Genomic DNA, 15420 nt, shown 5'->3' on the forward strand with positions numbered 1-15420 from the left:
GTCTCAGCTGGTGATGTCCTTGGTGCCGAAACGTCGCCACGCGATCAGCCCGAACAGAGCCGCGTATGCGATGGCCGAGAACGAGCCGACCACCATGTCGTTCCAGTCGATGCTCGTGCCGAATGCGTCGATCCACGAATTGGCGTAGTGCCCGGGTAGGTAGTTGCGCAGTGATCCGAGTGCGGTGATCTGATCGAGAATCTGCATCAGAATCGACGTCATCACCGCGCCGCCGACGGCCCCGAGAGGGGCGTCGGTGAGCACCGACAGCAGCATCGCCAGGCCGGCCACCCAGAGCAGGTTGATGCCGATGTACGCGACCGCGATCAGTAGCCGCACCAGCGAGGTTCCGTACGACAGTCCCTCACCCAGCGGGGTGATGAGCGACTCCGCGCCGTACATCACGGTGCCGATCAACAGCGACACCCCGACGAGCACCACGATCGCAGCACTGGACAGGGTGGCCGACACCAAGGCCTTCTGCGTCAGCAGTCGACTCCGGGGCACGGGAATGGCCAGCAGGTATCGCAGGCTCGACCACGAAGCTTCGCTTGCCACCGAGTCGCCGAAGAACAGGGCCACCACCACGATCAGCAGAAATCCCACGGACATGAACAGAGCGAAGACGGTGAAGTTCATGCCTCCGCGAGTGCCGAGCTCGATGAGCCCATCGGCATCGGAGTCCGCACTCGAGCTACCGACGGTGAAGGCGATGGCCAGGATCACCGGAAGTAGGGCCAGGAAGCCGATGGCCAGCTGAGTGCGGCGACGTCCCAGTTGCCTGCGCAACTCGGTACGGAACGGCAAGGTGCTGCCGCCGGTGTACCCGGCAGCGCGCCCGTCTGCGTGTGTGGTGCTCATGAGCGATCCTTGCTGGTGTCGGACCCTGGGTTGTCCCGGTGGACGAGGTCGAGGAACACGTCTTCGAGGCGCGTCGATTGCGAGAATCCGCGCACCGAAATCCCTGCGGTGACCAGCTCTCTGATCACGACGGCGGAGTCGGCGTCGGTCAGGTCGACGGTCACCGTGCCGTCGTCGACGATCACTGCACCGTCGTGGCCGGAGGCACCGAGCACGGACTGCGCGCGCGTGGCGTCGTCGACCCTGATCTCCGTCTGTCCGCCGGCCGCGGTCAGTTCGCGGACCGTGCCGGAACTGATCACCGATCCGCGATTCATGACGACCACATGGGTGCAGGTCTGCTCCACTTCGGCGAGCAGATGGCTCGACACCAACACGGTTCGTCCGGTCTTCGCGTAGTTGATCAGCACGTCACGCATCGTCCTGATCTGCGGTGGGTCGAGTCCGTTGGTCGGTTCGTCGAGGACCATCAGATCCGGCAGCCCCAGCATGGCCTGGGCGATCGCCAGCCGCTGCCGCATCCCCTGGCTGTACGACTTGACCTTGCGTTCGATCGCGGTGCCGAGGTCGGCGATCTCGAGGGCTTCCTCGAGGTGGGCGTCCTCGATCGGACGACCGGTCGCTTCCCAGTACAGCCGCAGGTTCTGCGTTCCGGTCAGGTGCGGCAGGAAGCCGGATCCTTCGACGAACGAGCCCAACCTGGACAGCACCGGGGCGCCGGGCGTCACCTTGTGGCCGAAGACTCGAATGTCGCCGCCGGTGGGAGTGATCAGGCCCATCAACATCCGCAGGGTGGTGGTCTTTCCTGCGCCGTTGGGACCGAGGAGACCCAGAACCTGGCCCTGCTTCACCTCGAAGCTCACGCCGTCGACGGCGCGGAAGCCGTTCGAGTACGTCTTGGCCAGATCGGTGATCACCAGCGGAGTGTCGACGAGGTCCTCGTCCACTTCGGCGACTGCGCGACGTCTGGTTCGCACCACTCCGGCCACGATCGCACCCGCGACCGCGAGCAGGACGACTCCGATGCCGATCAGCGGTGCCACCGGGACCGTGCTGTTCGCACTCGCCACGGCGGCGACGGTCGGCAATGCGATGGTGTTGTCGGTCATGGCGACGCTGAACTGTGCGGGTTCGAGCGGAACGGCGTAGGCCTGATCGGTGGTGGAGATACTCAGCTCGAGGCGATGACCCTGCTGGACGGTGTAGCTGATGCCAGGCAGCGCAACGGTGACGTCGACGGGGTCGATGCCCTCGGTGGCCGGCAGGCGGATCGCCGAGACCGCACCACCCGGAAGTGTTCTCGTGCCGTTCGGCGCGACGTCGTAGAGTTTCGCGAACAGAACGGCTTGATCGGGTGCGGCCAGAGACGCCACGCGCAGGTTCACTCGCGGGGCACCGGTGATCGTCACGGACGTATCGACGGGGTCGCTGGTGAACGTTGCCGACTGGCCCGGCAGGTCCGCAGTCAGGGCTGCTCCGGCCCCGGTCGATCCGAGAGTCGAGAGCACCGAGCCCAAACCGGGTACCGACGAGATCGCCGACGGTGACGCTCCGGGTGGACGAATGATCGACTGGTTCTCCGCTGTGGGTGCGAACGTCACCGACCTGGTTTCCGTGGTGTCGGATGCAGGGGTCAGTCCTGGGTAGGCGGGAGCTGTCATTCGGCGGTCGCGGTCTCCGCCGCGCTCGTCGGCTGCCCGCTGAGTGGAGTACACGAACGGCTCGGTACCGGTGTCGGTCTCTGCGTCCGTGTCACGCAACGTCGTGTCGAAGAAGTCTGCGATGGCTCGATCGCTCGTGTCGTCGGTTCCGCCTGCGTCGTGGCCGCCGTCGAACCACCGCACGGTGACGTTCCCACCGGCCGCCGCGATCTGACGCGCCGTCGCGTCGGCCTGATCCAGGCCGAAGAGAGTGTCCTGAGAGCCCTGGACCAGAAGAGTCGGTGCAGTGATGTTCGACGCCACCGCGACCGGCGAGTGGGCAGTCAGCAGATCGAGCAGCTGTTGGCTGGGGATTCCGGTCACGGCGGATTGGGCGTAGGCGTCGCAGAACTCGGGTGCGAACCTTCCGCACGCCGACGTGCCGACGTCGGCGCTGGACTCGCCGTCGCCGTCGCCCTCGCCGCCGGGCACTGCACTCGATGCGCCGACGCCGAAGAACACTCCGGCCCAGCCGCGCTTGAGTACGCCGGGGCCGCCGTACTCGGCGGCTGCAGGAGAAGCGATGTCGCCGAGGGCTTCTCGGCCCTCGGCGGAGGTGACCCCGAAGTTGGGGAACAGCGCCTGACCCAGGTCGTTCCAGGTGATCGCTGCGGCTATCGAATCGATCCTGGGATCGGTACCACCGGCGCTCAATGCCAGTGCGCCGCCGTACGATCCGCCGGCGACGCCGATGTGGGGGTCGCCGGGAGCGTCGAGTTCCACCTCCGGTTGTTCGGCGAGCCAGTCGATGAGTCCGCGCGCGTCGGCGACCTCGCGATCGGGGTCGTTGATCGAGATCGAACCCGTGCTGTCGCCGAACCCGCGTGCGCTGTACGCGAGGACGGTGTATCCGCGTGCCGCGAGGTCGCGTGCCTCACCGTCGACCGAGTCCTTGCTGCCGCCGAAGCCGTGGGCGAGCAGCACAGTCGGCGCTGGTGTGACAGCAGGTGTGTAGAGCCGTGCGTCGATGTCGACGGTGCCCGTCGACCCGGGGCTGTCCGGTAGCGTGATGCGCGCATCACGCGTGGAAGTGTCGGCGCTCGAATCCTGGGGGAGGACTACGAATGCGAGAGCGGCTACCGCCAGAACTGCGATCACGGCGGCACCGACGGTCATGGCCCGTCTCGACAGTGGCGGGCGGGGAATCGGCATGGAAACCAATGTATGTGAGTGGCGCGGATCGTGTTGTTCCCCAAGTTCACGTGCCGATCGGCCGGTTCCGGCTAATGTCAGCGCATCAGTCCCCGGACCACGTCTTTCGGTCCTGTGACTTGCACCAATCGAGTTCGACCAGAAGTGTCACATCTGTGTGTGACCGACAAATGGAGGAATGAATGAGCGCCTACCGCACCGTCGTCGTCGGGACCGATGGCTCCGAATCGTCACTGCGGGCAGTGGAGAAGGCCGCGGCTCTGGCGGGAGACGCCGAAGCCACCCTGGTGATCGCTTGCGCGTACTACCCGGCCGATCCGAAGGACACGTCCGCTGCCGCCGACGCATTGCGTGAGGACGCCTACCAGATCACCGGATCGGCCCCGACGCGTGAGATTCTGCGCACTGCGCGTGAACACGCCACCAAGGCCGGTGCGAAGAACATCGAGGAGAAGGCGATCGTCGGTGCCCCCGTCGAGTCGCTGCTGGCACTCGTGGACGAGGTGAAGGGCGATCTGCTCGTCGTCGGCAACCGCGGTCTGAACTCGTTGACCGGTCGCCTGTTGGGTTCGGTTCCGTCGGACGCCGCTCGCAAGTCCACCTGCGATGTTCTGATCGTGCACACCGTCCGCTGATCCAACCCCCACTCGGCAACGGCCCGCTCCATGGGATCGACGGAGCGGGCCGTTGGCATGTGCGGTTCTCTAGACCTCCGGCTCGAACGGCTGCAGCGCCGAGAGTTCCCCCGGTAGTGCGTCGACGTGCACCACACCGAGGCGTTGCGTGGCTCGGGTGAGTGCCACGTACAGATCGTTCATGCCCTTGATGGACTCGGCCACGATTGCGGCCGGTTCGACGATCAGGACCGAGTCGAATTCGAGTCCCTTGGCATCCTTGACCGTCGATACGGTGACCGATTCCGTTGCCAGATGGCGGAATCGGTCGACGTGGCCCGCGGGAACCAGCACGGCGCTCAGGCCTGGGCGCGGGTGATCGGCAACTCGCTTCTCCACCGCGGTGACCAGATCCGCTGCTGCCACTCGTTGGGCCCACGGTCGTGTTCCGGTGCTGCGAATGGATCGTGGCTCGGACTGCTCGGGATCGATGGCAGCCAACACGTCGTGTGCAACGACCATGATCTCGGACGGTGTTCGGTAGTTCACCGTCAGTTCGGTTCGCTTCCACCGCTTGGCCACGTACGGTTCGAGAACCGAACCCCACGACGATGTTCCGGCGGGATCACCCGTCTGGGCAGTATCGCCCACCAGCGTCATCCACCGATTCGGTATGCGCCGCATCACCATTCGCCACGCCATCGCAGAGAGTTCCTGCGCCTCGTCGACGATCACGTGCCCGTAGGTCCACGTTCGGTCACCGGCGGCTCGTTCGGCCGTGGTGAGTCGTTGACCCGAATTCTGTCGTCGCGCAAGCTGATCGGCATCGATGAGGTCGTATGCCATCAGGATCTCCGGATCGAGTTCGTCCTCGAGGTCCTGTGGTGCCGAACCGGTCAGGATGTCCAGTGCGCCCTGGGCATCGGCGATCTGACCTCGCCATTGGCGTTGCGCTTGTTCACGTTCGGCCGCGTCGTCGACGCCGAGCAGCTCGGCGAGTTCATCGAGCAGGGGAGCGTCGGCCGACGAGAAGCCGTGGCCCCGACGAACGAGAGCCTCCCGCTCCGCCTCGTTCAGTGCAGGCGCGGCCGCGGCGATCTTCTCGGGCGATGCGAAGAGGTCGCGGAGTACCTGCTGAGGAGACAGATCGGGCCACAGCTCGTCGACGGCGGCCATGACGTCCTGGTCCTCGCGCATCTCGTCGCGCATGTCCGCGATGTCGTCGGCGCTGAGCAGGCTGGACCCGTCGACGAGGTTCTGCCCGAGTTTCGCCGCCAATTGGTTCGCCAACTGGTCGATGACCGAGGACACGAACAGCGGCCGAGCCAGGTTGTGCGGTCGCCGGGACGAGCGGGCGCGTCCGCGAGCCCGAGTGACGATCTTGCGGTCGAGCGTGATGTCGTAGGTGTCGAACTTCAGACGACGGGGTTGGGCGGGAACTTCCTGACGGTCGCGTACCGCCTGAGTCAGTACCTCGACCATCGACAGTCTGCCCTTGACCTCGGTCGCCAGAGCCGTGTCCTCGCGTTGCGCACGGACTCCCGGGTAGAGGTCGCCGATCGTGGACAGCAGCACACCCGTCTCGCCGAGTGACGGCAGTACCTGCCCGATGTAATCGAGGAACGTGGCGTTGGGTCCGATGATCAGCACACCGCTCTTGCCGAGCTGCTGGCGGTAGGTGTACAGCAGGTACGCGGCGCGGTGCAGTGCGACGGCTGTCTTGCCGGTACCCGGTCCGCCCTGAACCACCAGCACACTGCGGTGCTGCGATCGGATGATCGCGTCCTGTTCGCTCTGGATCGTCTCGACGATGTCGTTCATCTGACCGGTACGTGCGGCATCGAGTGCCGAGAGCAGCGCACCTTCGCTCGCCACTCCGCCTGCCACGGCGGCATCGCTCGACGATCGAGCGGACTTCAGGTCGAGGAATTCGTCGGCGATCGATGTCACTCGGCGGCCACGCGTGCGAATGTGCCTGCGCCGCAACACGTTCTCCGGGGCAGCCGGAGTCGCAAGGTAGAACGGTCGGGCCATCGGGGCGCGCCAGTCCAGCAGCAGCGTTTCGTAATCGTTCTTGTCGTCGAGAATTCCGACGCGGCCGATGTAGCGCTCGGGCCGGTCGTCGACCTTGGGGTCGAGGGACTCGGGGTCGAGGTCGATGCGCCCGAAACACAGTCCGTTCTCGGCGGCGTCGTACTTGGCGATGTCCTCGGTGTACATCTGGTTGAACGATTCGCGTTCACTGCGAGCCTGCGGGGTACCGCCGGTCTCCAACAGCACCGCGCGCAATCGGTTCGCGGCGTACTCGCGGAGTGCGTCCAGCTGGGTGTACAGCCGCGTCAGGTGCGCCTGCTCGATGTCTTCTTCGATCGGCACATCGGAGTTTCTCGATGTGTGGCCGTCGTCCGGCAAAGGGTCTCCTCGGGAGTTCGGCCGAGGCGAAGATATCGCCTCGAAATCAGCCAGAGCAGTCTACGTCGCACAACGGCCCTGCCGCAGAACCGCTGGTTCCGGGGCAGGGCCGCGTCTGTTGCTGTGTTCTCGGCGAGAACTACTTCGCGTACTGCTGCAGCTTCTTGTCCAAGTTCTTCTGAGCCTTGGCAACTCGCTTCTCGAGCTTGGCGCGAGCCTGCTCGGTCACCTTCTCGAGTTCCTTGCTCTGCTTCTCCGCACGCTTGCGGGCCCGCTTGCTCAGCGTCTCCACGCGATCGGACGCCAGATCGGCCCAGGTGACTCCGCGCTTCTGCGCTTCGTCGGCCAGGACCGAACCCCTCTCGGCAGCCAGATCGGCGAGCTTGGAGGCGCGCTTCTGGGCTACATCGGTCAATTCGTGGCGACGATCAGCGGCAACGTCGACGAGCTTGGATCCGCGCTTCTGCGCGATCTCTGCCAGGTCGGTTCCGCGGTGCGCAGCCTTGTCGGCAAGCTTGGAGCCGCGCTTCTGCGCCTCGTCGGCCAAGTCGCTACCGCGGTCGGCGGCGAGTTCGGCGAGCTTGGAGCCACGCTTCTGTGCTTCGTCGGCGAGGACGGAACCCTTGTCGGCGGCCACGTGAGTCCAGCGGTTCAGTGCCGGCTGAGCGACCTCGGCCAGCTCCGAGCCCTTTTCTGTGGCGATGTCGGCGAGCTTGGCCAACTTGGGCTGGGCGGCGTCGGCGAACTTGGCCAGCTTCGGCTGTGCGGCCTCGGCGAGATCGGCGCTGCGGCTCGCGGCGACGGCTGCGATTTCCTTGACCCGCTCACCGGTCTCGTGGGTGGAGTGACCCGGCAGTGCCGAGACGACGGTCTCCTGCGCGCGGCGTGCTGCGCGCTTGCTACGCCATGCGACGGACGGCTTGCCCTCGGTGTCGACGGCTGCGATGAGCAGTCCACCGAGCAGGCTCAGGTTCTTGAAGAAGTGGATACGCTGGGCAGCCTTTGCCTCCGGGTCCGTCTCGTTCCAGAAGGCGTGCCCGGCGAGTGTCGTCGGTACGAGACTTCCGGCGAGAGCGATCGAGGCGATGCGCGGTGCCTTGCCGGTGGCCAACAGAATTCCTCCCGCGACCTGAATTCCGCCGTTGATACGAACGAGAGTCTCCGGGTCGCTCGGCACGTTCGCGGTGACGTCGTTGGGAAGGGCGTCCTTGCCCTGCTCGATCAGCGGAGTGGCGACCTGCGCCTTGCCGGTGGGATTACGGAGTGCGTCGACGCCCCCTGCGATGAAAATCGTAGACATCAGCGGACGGGCGATACGGCGGACCAGCATTGACAGCCTCCTGCGTAGTTTCTCGTGTCATCGGCGGTGGAACCAGGACAGCACTGCGGTCGGAAAACCTACCGCTGCGCGTCCTTTTGTCACACTATTCATACCCCGGGATTCACGGTCTCAAGCGCGCCGACCGTCACCAACCCCGTTCGCGCCATTCGGCCAGGTGAGGGCGCTCGGCACCGAGTGTGGTGTCCTTTCCGTGGCCCGGGTAGACGACGGTGTCGTCTCCGTACCGGTCGAACAGTTTCTCTGTCACGTCGTCGAGCAGGCGGGCGAAATCCTCGGGGCTTCCCGTTTTGCCGACGCCACCGGGAAAGAGCGAATCCCCGGTGAAGAGGTGGGTGCGCGTGCCGTCGGTATCGGTCAGAGCGAGTGCGATGGAGCCGGGAGTGTGTCCGGTCAGGTGCACCACGTCGAACGTGAGCGCGCCCACCGATACTGTGTCCCGATCGGCGAGCAGGCGGTCGGGAGTCACCGGGAGGGGCTCGGCGTCGAGTTCGTGGGCCGCGGTCGGAGAGTCCGTACCGCCGGCGATGTCGGCCAGGGCCTGCCAGTGGTCGGCGTGCTGGTGAGTCGTCACGATGAGTGACAGGGTCGGCGCGTTCTCGTCGATGAGCAACGAGATGCGGTCGGCCTCGTTGGCGGCGTCGATCAGCACCGAGTGACCTGTTGCGGAACAGACGACAAGGTAGGTGTTGTTGTCCATGGGGCCGACCGACATCTTTGTGATCGTCGCTCCGGGAATCGTCCGCCGTTGCGGTTGCGAACCCTGGGCGACGACGCCGGTGTAATTGTCGTCGATGGCCATGAGGTGCTCGTCCATTTCGAGGACGCTACCGTCGTCGGCGGCACGAGGGGCGGTGGGGTCGCGCACGTGGAAAAGTGTGTCGGTGCCTGGATCTACCATTGCTACTGCGTGAGGTTCGTCCCTCACCACAACAGGTTTTCGACGTGGGGTCCACGGTTACACGACGTGTGACCGGTGCGTCGGCATTACACGTCATCACGCGACTCGAACGTCGTGCACTGCTGCGTCGTGCAGCAACTCGACTGGACGTGCTCGTTCGGAAAGAAGGGAACACAGTGGCGGATCGCCTGATAGTGCGAGGTGCACGGGAGCACAATCTGCGGGGAGTCGACATCGACCTGCCTCGGGACGCGCTGATCGTGTTCACGGGTCTGTCCGGCTCGGGCAAGTCGTCCCTCGCCTTCGACACGATCTTCGCCGAAGGTCAGCGTCGCTATGTGGAGTCGCTGTCCGCGTACGCGCGTCAGTTCCTCGGCCAGATGGACAAGCCGGACGTCGATTTCATCGAGGGCCTCTCGCCTGCGGTCTCCATCGATCAGAAGTCGACCAACCGCAATCCGCGATCGACGGTGGGCACCATCACCGAGGTCTACGACTACCTCCGCCTGCTGTACGCGCGTGCAGGAACGGCTCATTGCCCGGTGTGCGGAGAACAGATCGCGAAGCAGACTCCGCAGCAGATCGTCGATCAGGTGCTGGACATGGAGGAGGGCCTGAAGTTCCAGGTACTCGCCCCGGTGGTGCGCACTCGCAAGGGCGAGTTCGTCGACCTGTTCGACTCTCTCAACACTCAGGGCTACTCGCGTGTTCGGGTCGACGGCGTCGTCCATCAGCTCACGAGCCCGCCGGTGCTCAAGAAGCAGGAAAAGCACGACATCGAGGTCGTCGTAGACCGTCTGACCGTCAAGTCGAGCTCGAAGCAGCGTCTGACCGACTCGGTCGAAACCGCACTTCGACTGGCCGACGGCATCGTCGTGCTCGATTTCGTCGACCGGGACGAGAATGCATCGGACCGTGAGCGCCGGTTCTCCGAGAAGCTCGCGTGCCCCAACGGCCACCCCTTGTCCATCGACGATCTCGAACCGCGGTCGTTCTCCTTCAACTCGCCGTACGGTGCGTGCCCGGATTGCGTCGGGCTCGGCGTGCGCAAGGAGGTCGACCCGGAGCTGGTCGTTCCCGACGGCGATCTCAGCCTCGCGGACGGCGCCATCGCACCGTGGTCGATGGGCCAGACGTCGGAGTATTTCGGTCGACTGTTGTCCGGGCTCGCCGACGCCATGGGGTTCGACCTGAACGCGCCGTGGAACAAGTTGCCCGCCAAGGTCAAGCGTGCGGTCCTCGAGGGCAGCGATCACCAGGTACACGTGAAGTACAAGAACCGCTACGGCCGCACGCGGTCGTACTACGCCGAGTTCGAGGGTGTGATGCCGTTCCTGCATCGTCGACTCGAGCAGACCGAGTCCGAGCAGATGAAGGAACGCTACGACGGCTACATGCGCGACGTGCCGTGTCCCACCTGCAACGGTGCCAGGCTGCGGCCCGAGATCCTGTCGGTGACGATCGCAGCGGGCGATTTCGGGCCGAAGTCGATCGCCGAGGTGTGCGAGTTGTCGATTGCCGACACCGCAAACTTCTTGAACAGTCTCACCCTCGGTCGCCGCGAGGAAGCGATCGCTGGGCAGGTCCTCAAGGAGGTTCAGGCTCGACTCGGCTTCCTCCTGGACGTCGGTCTGGAATACCTGTCACTGGCCAGGACCGCCGGCTCGCTGTCCGGCGGGGAGGCCCAGCGCATCCGGCTCGCCACCCAGATCGGGTCGGGACTCGTCGGCGTTCTCTACGTCCTCGACGAGCCGTCCATCGGACTGCACCAACGAGACAACCGCCGTCTGATCGACACGTTGACGCGGTTGCGCGATCTCGGAAACACGCTGATCGTCGTCGAGCACGACGAGGACACCATCCGCACGTCCGATTGGATCGTCGACATCGGTCCGTTGGCGGGTGAGCACGGCGGACGCGTCGTGCACAGCGGTTCGTACGAGGACCTGCTGACCAACCAGGAATCGCTGACCGGTGCGTATCTGTCCGGGCGGATGGAGATTCCGCTTCCCGACACCCGTCGTGTCGTGGACAAGAAGCGTCAGGTCACCGTGGTCGGTGCCCGCGAGCACAATCTTCGCGGCATCGACGTCAGCTTCCCGCTCGGCGTGCTGACCTCGGTCACCGGAGTGTCGGGTTCGGGTAAGTCCACGCTCGTCAACGACATCCTCGCGACGGTGATGGCCAACAAGCTCAACGGTGCCCGTCAGGTTCCCGGTCGGCACACGCGAATCAACGGACTCGATCAGCTCGACAAGCTCGTACGGGTGGATCAGTCGCCCATCGGCCGCACCCCACGCTCGAACGCTGCCACCTACACCGGGGTATTCGACAAGATCCGCACGCTGTTCGCGGCGACCACCGAGGCCAAGGTGCGCGGCTACCAGCCTGGTCGATTCTCGTTCAACGTCAAGGGCGGCCGGTGTGAGGCCTGCTCAGGAGACGGCACACTCAAGATCGAGATGAACTTCCTGCCGGACGTCTACGTTCCGTGCGAGGTCTGTGAGGGCGCCCGGTACAACCGCGAGACACTCGAAGTCCACTACAAGGGCAAGACCATCGCCGAGGTTCTGGACATGCCGATCGAGGAGGCTGCCGACTTCTTCGAGGCCATCACCTCGATCCACCGCTACCTGAAGACGCTCGTCGAGGTCGGTCTCGGGTACGTGCGGCTCGGCCAACCGGCAACGACGTTGTCCGGCGGCGAGGCGCAACGCGTCAAGCTGGCAGCGGAACTGCAGAAGCGGTCCACCGGCCGCACGGTCTACATCCTCGACGAACCGACCACCGGCCTGCACTTCGAGGACATTCGCAAGCTGCTCGGCGTCGTGAACGGCCTCGTGGACAAGGGCAACACGGTGATCGTGATCGAGCACAATCTCGACGTCATCAAGGTTTCGGACTGGGTCATCGACATGGGACCCGAAGGTGGTTCCGGCGGTGGAACGCTTGTGGCACAAGGTAATCCGGAAGCCGTAGCAGCGGTACCCGAAAGCTACACCGGAAAATTCCTGCAGGAGGCGCTCTCCCGCGAGTCCGTCGTGGCCCCGCCGGTGAAAGCGGCTCCGAAGAAGCGCAGGCCACGCAAGGTCGCTGCTGTCTGACTCATGTCCCGGTAACCACGAAGCCGCACTCGGTATCGACCGGGTGCGGCTTCATGGGTATGCAGCTGTCGTCGTCGAAGGTCCTGCTCAGTGCACCGGACCGGTGTACTTCTCGCCTGGACCCTTTCCTGGCTCGTCCGGGTGGGCAGATGCTTCCCGAAATGCGCGCTGCAGTGCCTGCAACCCGTCGCGAATGGGTCCGGCATGGGGACCGAGGTATTCCACCGACGCGGTGACCAGGCCTGCCAGCGCGGTGATGACGCGTCGTGCCTCGTCGAGGTCGAGGTAGGGGCTCTCGGCGGGATCCGGCTCGGACAGTCCCAGCTTCTCGGCTGCGGAACTCATCAGCATGACCGCAGCGCGGCTGATGACCTCGACCGCGGGGACCTCGGCGAGTTCACGGACTTCGGGCTCGGCACCCAGGGGGTCGGCACCTGCGGCATCGTCGTGATTGGGGGAGCTGGTCATGCCTACGAGAATCCCACGCCGCCTACTGTCGGGAGAATCGGGTGCCGACGAGTTCGGGTGCGATCGGGCTCGATTGTCGGTTTCTCGAATCTGCTGGTAGTGTGACTCGACGACCGTCTTCGGCGTGCGCTTCTCGATGGAGTGCACCGCACGGAGGCAGCAAGTGGAGCCCGACTCCCACCGGCACGTAGGCATCGACACGCTACTTCCGGTCCGGTCGCACGATGGTTCACCCTCTCGGGTAGCCAGCGTGCTTCCTCTCAGTGAGGAGACTGTACGACGATCATGTCGTGCGGGTCGACCGGTCGACATCGGGCCCTGCTATCGGTTCACACCGGGAGCAGGGTTTTTTCGTTGCAGCGATTCGCATCGCTGCGGGGAATGTCGAGGATCGACGGCGACGGGCTGTGCCAGTGGCAGGCGGTCGGGTTACACACCACACCGCACTACCTAGGAGGCCCCATCAGCACTGAGACCCGCATCAACGATCGCATCCGAGTTCCCGAGGTCCGGCTTGTCGGACCGGGCGGTGAACAGGTGGGGATCGTGCGTGTTGAAGATGCACTCCGCTTGGCTCTCGAAGCCGACCTCGATCTTGTCGAAGTAGCTCCCGACGCACGTCCGCCGGTCTGCAAGATCATGGACTACGGGAAGTTCAAGTACGAGGCTGCGCAGAAGGCGCGCGAATCGCGCAAGAACCAGACGCTCACCGTCATCAAGGAGCAGAAGCTCCGCCCCAAGATCGACGCGCACGACTACGAGACCAAGAAGCGCAACGTCGTTCGCTTCCTCGAAGCGGGCTCGAAGGTCAAGGTCACCATCATGTTCCGCGGTCGCGAGCAGTCGCGACCCGAACTCGGTTTCCGTCTGCTGCAGCGCCTGGGCGCGGACGTCGCGGAGCTCGGCTTCGTGGAGACCTCGGCCAAGCAGGACGGCCGCAACATGACGATGGTGTTGGCACCGCACAAGGGTGCCAAGACTCGCGTCAAGGCACAGGAGAGCGCAGCGGCACCGCCCGCGCAACGCGCACCGGCTCCCGCGCCGGCACAGCCCGCCGATGCAGCCCCGGCTGCCGAGGCACCGGCCGCAGCAGCTCCGGCTACTCCGGCGCAGACCAACTGAGCCTCGTGCTCTACCAGTAAGACAGCCCTACACCCGCTTCGGTACACAGTTTTTCCGTTGCGTCGTACGGCTGTGCCATGCAACACCGAAGAGCGATTACAGAAGAAGAGGATTTCATGCCCAAGCAGAAGACCCACAGTGGTGCCAAGAAGCGATTCAAGGTGTCCGGCAGCGGCAAGATCCTGCGCCAGAAGGCCGGCCGTCGCCACCTGCTCGAGCACAAGCCCACCAAGGTGACTCGTCGCCTCGATGGTGTTGCCGTCGTCAAGAAGCCCGACGTACCGCGGATCAAGCGCCTGCTCGGCATCTGATCTGGACCGGCCGCCGACTGATACCGGTCGGCTTCATCCCATTACCATTCGGGGTTTCACAAGCCCCCAGATCGACAGGATTTACCAGTGGCACGCGTAAAAAGGGCCGTCAACGCCCAGAAGAAGCGCCGTTCGATTCTCGAAGCGTCCAAGGGATACCGCGGACAGCGCTCACGTCTGTACACCAAGGCCAAGGAGCAGCAGCTCCACTCGCTGACCTACGCGTACCGGGACCGCCGCGCACGCAAGGGTGACTTCCGCAAGCTGTGGATCACGCGTATCAACGCTGCAGCTCGGGCCAACGACATCACGTACAACCGCTTCGTCCAGGGCCTCAAGGCCGCGGGCGTCGAGGTCGACCGCAAGATCCTTGCGGAGCTCGCGGTGTCGGATGCTGCGGCATTCGCAAGCCTGGTCGCCATCGCCAAGGCTGCACTGCCTGCCGATGTCAACGCTCCGGCCGGAGAAGCAGCCTGAGCGAGTCGACGTACGACGACTCAACACCGAAACGGCCCGTGGATTCGCTGACCGAGCGAACTCCGCGGGTCGTTTCGGCCGTCAAGCTCGCGCGAGCCGCGGAACGCAAGAAGTCCGGGCTCTTCCTCGCCGAAGGCTTCAACGCGGTGTCCGAGGCGGCGCAGTCCCGGTTGGTTCGTGAGCTGTTCTTCACCCCGGATGCTCTCGAGCGCCACCACGACCTCATTGCGTCCGTCGAGGCCGGTGGCGCACGAGTTTTTCCGATCACAGACCGCGCTGCGAAGGCATTGTCCGACACCGTGACGCCGCAGGGTCTCATCGCAGTCACCGAGTTGATCGACGTCCCGCTCGACCGTGCGTTGGCCGGAACACCACGGCTGGTCGCCGTACCGGTGGAAACGGCCGAGCCGGGCAATGCCGGGACGGTCATTCGCGTCGCCGACGCGGCTGGAGCGGATTCGATTGTCTTGCTGGGTGACTCGGTGGATCCCCACAACGGAAAGTGCGTCCGCGCCTCGGCGGGCAGCGTGTTCCACCTGCCCATCGCTCGGGAGCGATCGATCGAGTCCGGAATCGATGCGTTGCGCAAGGCGGGTCTGACCATCGTCGCCACGGCCGCCGACGGCGAAGTGGACTTGGACGACGCCGACGAGTTGCTCACGCAACCGACCGCGTGGTTGTTCGGCAACGAGGCGCACGGGCTCCCCGAGTCGGTGACGCGCGATGCCGATCACCGCATTCGAATCCCGATCCACGGTCGCGCCGAGAGCCTCAACCTCGCGACTGCAGCGGCGATCTGCCTGTACGCGAGTGCTCGGGCACAGCGACGCTCCGGAACTTCGTGAGCGCGGTCGCCTAGGATCGATACCTGTCTGCTCCGCGCAGGAGTGAAGCCTGCGCAACGACCCTTGTTGCGCAGGAGTGAAGCCTGCGCAACGACCCTTCGTGGCAGACACCGA

The 15420-nt window shown here is 65.0% G+C and carries 12 protein-coding genes; 6 read left to right on the top strand and 6 right to left on the bottom strand.

What is annotated here, in order from left to right; translation table 11 throughout:
• Positions 1 to 3: 3 nt before the first annotated feature.
• Together MTX34_RS16220 and MTX34_RS16225 are read right to left on the bottom strand one after the other, a co-directional pair.
• Positions 4 to 861, bottom strand: coding sequence for an ABC transporter permease (locus MTX34_RS16220; RefSeq protein WP_243594912.1), 858 nt, complete (start codon positions 859 to 861; stop codon positions 4 to 6).
• The gene (locus MTX34_RS16225) at positions 858 to 3713 is read right to left on the bottom strand and encodes an alpha/beta fold hydrolase (RefSeq protein WP_243610023.1); all 2856 of its coding nucleotides are present in this window, start codon (positions 3711 to 3713) and stop codon (positions 858 to 860) included. The genes MTX34_RS16220 and MTX34_RS16225 overlap by 4 nt, the downstream gene beginning before the upstream one ends.
• A 182-nt stretch (positions 3714 to 3895) precedes the next feature.
• Here MTX34_RS16225 and MTX34_RS16230 point away from each other — a divergent pair, with 182 nt between their 5' ends.
• Positions 3896 to 4348, top strand: coding sequence for a universal stress protein (locus MTX34_RS16230; protein ID WP_243594910.1), 453 nt, complete (start codon positions 3896 to 3898; stop codon positions 4346 to 4348).
• A gap of 69 nt (positions 4349 to 4417) precedes the next feature.
• Here MTX34_RS16230 and MTX34_RS16235 read toward each other — a convergent pair whose 3' ends face one another.
• From MTX34_RS16235 to MTX34_RS16245, 3 genes are all read right to left on the bottom strand, one after another.
• Positions 4418 to 6739 (bottom strand): ATP-binding domain-containing protein, encoded by a 2322-nt coding sequence (locus tag MTX34_RS16235; protein ID WP_243594909.1) that lies wholly within the window; start codon positions 6737 to 6739, stop codon positions 4418 to 4420.
• Between the two features lie 139 nt (positions 6740 to 6878).
• The gene (locus tag MTX34_RS16240; RefSeq protein ID WP_279393353.1) at positions 6879 to 8069 is read right to left on the bottom strand and encodes a DoxX family protein; all 1191 of its coding nucleotides are present in this window, start codon (positions 8067 to 8069) and stop codon (positions 6879 to 6881) included.
• A 136-nt stretch (positions 8070 to 8205) separates the two neighbouring features.
• The gene (locus tag MTX34_RS16245; RefSeq protein ID WP_243595086.1) at positions 8206 to 8895 is read right to left on the bottom strand and encodes an MBL fold metallo-hydrolase; all 690 of its coding nucleotides are present in this window, start codon (positions 8893 to 8895) and stop codon (positions 8206 to 8208) included.
• Between the two features lie 260 nt (positions 8896 to 9155).
• On the opposite strand from MTX34_RS16245, the gene uvrA reads away from it, so the two are divergent.
• Positions 9156 to 12083 carry an excinuclease ABC subunit UvrA gene (uvrA, locus tag MTX34_RS16250; RefSeq protein WP_243595085.1) on the top strand — a complete coding sequence of 976 codons (2928 nt, stop codon included), beginning with the start codon at positions 9156 to 9158 and terminating at the stop codon, positions 12081 to 12083.
• 87 nt (positions 12084 to 12170) lie between these two features.
• Here the strand turns inward: uvrA and MTX34_RS16255 are convergent, their stop codons facing one another.
• Positions 12171 to 12551 carry a DUF1844 domain-containing protein gene (locus MTX34_RS16255; protein ID WP_243594907.1) on the bottom strand — a complete coding sequence of 127 codons (381 nt, stop codon included), beginning with the start codon at positions 12549 to 12551 and terminating at the stop codon, positions 12171 to 12173.
• 381 nt (positions 12552 to 12932) lie between these two features.
• On the opposite strand from MTX34_RS16255, the gene infC reads away from it, so the two are divergent.
• The 4 genes from infC to MTX34_RS16275 all read left to right on the top strand — a co-directional run bounded on the left by infC (position 12933) and on the right by MTX34_RS16275 (position 15306).
• Positions 12933 to 13673, top strand: a complete 741-nt coding sequence (infC, locus tag MTX34_RS16260) for a translation initiation factor IF-3 (RefSeq protein WP_279393398.1) — start codon at positions 12933 to 12935, stop codon at positions 13671 to 13673.
• 116 nt (positions 13674 to 13789) lie between these two features.
• Positions 13790 to 13984: a 50S ribosomal protein L35 gene (gene rpmI / locus MTX34_RS16265; RefSeq protein ID WP_032394297.1), complete on the top strand. Its 195-nt coding sequence runs from the start codon at positions 13790 to 13792 to the stop codon at positions 13982 to 13984.
• Between the two features lie 87 nt (positions 13985 to 14071).
• On the top strand, positions 14072 to 14461 hold the full coding sequence (gene rplT / locus MTX34_RS16270; protein ID WP_032378959.1) for a 50S ribosomal protein L20: 390 nt from the start codon (positions 14072 to 14074) through the stop codon (positions 14459 to 14461).
• Positions 14462 to 14499: 38 nt separating this feature from the next.
• Positions 14500 to 15306 (top strand): RNA methyltransferase, encoded by an 807-nt coding sequence (locus MTX34_RS16275; RefSeq protein ID WP_243610025.1) that lies wholly within the window; start codon positions 14500 to 14502, stop codon positions 15304 to 15306.
• Positions 15307 to 15420: the final 114 nt, after the last annotated feature.

Source organism: Rhodococcus sp. ARC_M5 (assembly GCF_022810405.1).
In the GTDB taxonomy this organism is placed as follows: Bacteria; Actinomycetota; Actinomycetes; order Mycobacteriales; family Mycobacteriaceae; genus Rhodococcoides; species Rhodococcoides navarretei.

What these genes read in the sequence shown, in the direction of transcription:
- MTX34_RS16220 (WP_243594912.1), bottom strand. Translation starts at nt 861, where the DNA reads ATGAGCACCACACACGCAGACGGGCGCGCTGCCGGGTACACCGGCGGC.
- MTX34_RS16225 (WP_243610023.1), bottom strand. Translation starts at nt 3,713, where the DNA reads ATGCCGATTCCCCGCCCGCCACTGTCGAGACGGGCCATGACCGTCGGT.
- MTX34_RS16230 (WP_243594910.1), top strand. Translation starts at nt 3,896, where the DNA reads ATGAGCGCCTACCGCACCGTCGTCGTCGGGACCGATGGCTCCGAATCG.
- MTX34_RS16240 (WP_279393353.1), bottom strand. Translation starts at nt 8,069, where the DNA reads ATGCTGGTCCGCCGTATCGCCCGTCCGCTGATGTCTACGATTTTCATC.
- MTX34_RS16245 (WP_243595086.1), bottom strand. Translation starts at nt 8,895, where the DNA reads ATGGACGAGCACCTCATGGCCATCGACGACAATTACACCGGCGTCGTC.
- MTX34_RS16255 (WP_243594907.1), bottom strand. Translation starts at nt 12,551, where the DNA reads ATGACCAGCTCCCCCAATCACGACGATGCCGCAGGTGCCGACCCCCTG.
- infC (WP_279393398.1), top strand. Translation starts at nt 12,933, where the DNA reads ATGTCGAGGATCGACGGCGACGGGCTGTGCCAGTGGCAGGCGGTCGGG.
- rpmI (WP_032394297.1), top strand. Translation starts at nt 13,790, where the DNA reads ATGCCCAAGCAGAAGACCCACAGTGGTGCCAAGAAGCGATTCAAGGTG.